Annotated in this window: 1 protein-coding gene; it reads right to left on the bottom strand. The window is 69.1% G+C overall.

The features are described 5' to 3' along the window. The coding region (locus EAO72_RS40185) for a condensation domain-containing protein (protein WP_148022335.1) at positions 1-2,662 on the bottom strand (2,662 nt) is incomplete at both ends.

Below are 2,662 nucleotides of genomic sequence, written 5' to 3'. Positions count from 1 at the left end.
CCGTACATGTTGACCAGGCGGGGGCTGTCCTGCGGGTGCCGGTGGTACCAGTCGGTCAGCCGGCCCGGATCCAGCGCTTCCCCGCCGAAGACCACGTACTCCAGAGCCAGGCGGTCGCCCAGTTCCGGGTTGTCGGTGTCGGCCTGGATGAGCTGGTAGAACGCCGAGGGAGTCTGGTTCAGAACCGTCACCCGTTCTTGGACCAGGAGGTCGAGGAACTGTTCCGGGCTGCGGCTGACCGTGAACGGGACGACGACGAGACGTCCGCCGTGGAGCAGGGGCCCCCACAGTTCCCAGACGGAGAAGTCGAAGGCGTAGGAATGGAACATCGTCCACACCTGCTCCGGCCCGAACCCGAACCACTGACCGGTGGACGTGAACAGCCGCACCACCTGCTCGTGCGCGACCACAACACCCTTGGGCCGGCCCGTGGAACCGGACGTGTAGATGACGTAGGCGGGGTGCTGGGGCAGCAGCGGCGACACACGCTCGTCCTGCGCCAGGTCACCCTCCGCACGACCGGCAAGGTCCGCCATGGTCTCCGGGCCGTCGAGGAGGAGCCAGCCGTCCCCCCCGTTCAGGTCATCGGCGACCTGGGTGGTGGCGATGACCAGGGCAGGGCCGGCGTCTTCGAGCAGGTAGGCGATGCGGTCGGCCGGGTAGGACGGGTCGACCGGCACATACGCCGCACCCGCCTTCAGCACACCCAGCAACGCCACGACCATCTCCGCCGAACGCGGCAGAGCAACCGCCACCAACGACTCCGGACCCACCCCCCGGTCCACGAGCACCCGCGCCAGACGGTTCGCCGCCGCATTCAGCTCCCCGTACGACAACGACACCCCCTCACACGACACCGCGACCCCGCCAGAACCAGCCTGCGCCTCGAACACCTCGACCAACGAAGCGCTGTCACTGGCCGGCTCATCGGATGACGCGGTCCAGGCCTTGACCACCGCGTCCCGCTCATCACCGGAAAGAACCGGCACCGCCCCGACCCCACGCCCCGGCTCCGCAAGCAGCCCCTCCAGCACCCGTACGAACCGCTCGCCCCACACCACAGCCGTGGAACGGTCGAACAGGTCCGCGTTGAACTCCAGAGCGCCCCGCAGACCCGCGGCGCCACCATCGGCCTCACGCACCCCGGACAGGTGGAAGACCAGATCGAACTTCGCCGCACCCGTCGCGGCCTCCTCGACCGCGACCCTGAGCCCGGGCATCCCTGCCGAGGCCGCGAGAGCCTCACGGTTGTCGTCGTTGGCCCAGTTCAGGACGGTTTGGAACAGCGGGTGGCGCGATGACGAGCGCTCGGGGTTGAGAGCTCTCACCAGTCGCTCGAAGGGAACGTCCTGGTGTGCGTACGCCGCGAGGTCGGTCTCCCGGACCCGGGCCAGGAGTTCGGAGAACGTCGGGTCCCCGGACAGGTCATTGCGCAGGACCAGTGTGTTCACGAAGAACCCGACCAGATCCTCCAGCGCGTCATCCGTACGGCCCGCCACCGGCGAACCGATCGGGACATCCTCTCCCGCACCCAACCGGAACAGCAGCACGGCCAACGCGGCCTGCACCACCATGAACGGGCTCGCCTGATGCTCCCGAGCCACTTCCTCCACCCGCCGGTGCAGCTCTTCCGAGACCTCGAACTCGACGGTTCCACCCTCGTAGGAGGGTACGGACGGCCGCGGCCGGTCGGTCGGCAGTTCCAGCTCGGCCGGCAGTCCGGCCAATGCGTGCTGCCAGTAGGCGATCTGCCGGGCGGCGGAGCTCTCCGGGTCGTCCTCGGAGCCGAGGACCTCGCGCTGCCAGAGGGTGAAGTCGGCGTACTGCACCGGTAGTGGCGCCCAAGGCGCACTGTCACCCGCGTGGCGCGCGGTGTACGCCGTCGCGAGGTCACGGGCCAATGGCCCGAACGACCATTCATCGGCCGCGATGTGATGGATCAGCACGAGGAGCACGTGCTCGTCGTGCGCTGTCTCGAACAGGGTGGCCCGAAGCGGGATCTCGCCCGTCAGGTCGAAGGCCCGGGCCGCTGCGGCCTTCAACGCGGCGGGCAACTGTTCCGCCGCGACCTTCTCGACGTTGAGCTCCGGATGTACCTCGGTCCGGATGACCTGGTACGCGCCCTGCTCGTCCTCGGCCATGACCGTGCGCAGGGACTCGTGGCGCTCCACGACGTCGGCCAGCGCCGCCTCAAGAGCCTCACGATCCAGCGCTCCCGAGAGCCGTAGGGCGACCGGGATGTTGTACGTGGCGTTGGGTCCTTCGAGCCGGTGCAGGAACCACTGCCCCTGCTGGGCGAAGGACAGCGGGATCCGGTCGGGCCGGGGCCCTGCCACGACCCCGGCACGCGCTCTCCCGGCCCGCTGAACCAGCGCTGCCACGGCGGCGACTGTGGAGGCCTCGAAGAGCTGGCGTACGGAGAGTTCGGCGTCGAGTGCGGTGCGGATGCGGGAGACGAGGCGGGTGGCGAGGAGTGAGTGTCCGCCGAGGTCGAAGAAGCTGTCGTCGATCCCGACCCGTTCCAGGCCGAGGATGTCGGCGAAGAGTCCGCAGAGGATTTCTTCCTGCGGGGTTCTGGGGGCGCGGCTCTGTGCGGCACCGGTGAACTCGGGTTCGGGCAGGGCCTTGCGGTCGAGCTTGCCGTTCGCGGTCAGGGGCAGTG

The organism is Streptomyces sp. OR43 (assembly GCF_008042275.1).
Classification (GTDB): Bacteria; Actinomycetota; Actinomycetes; order Streptomycetales; family Streptomycetaceae; genus Streptomyces.
The sequence above is the reverse complement of the archived record's forward strand: the minus strand, read 5'-3'. Positions and strand labels throughout refer to the sequence as shown.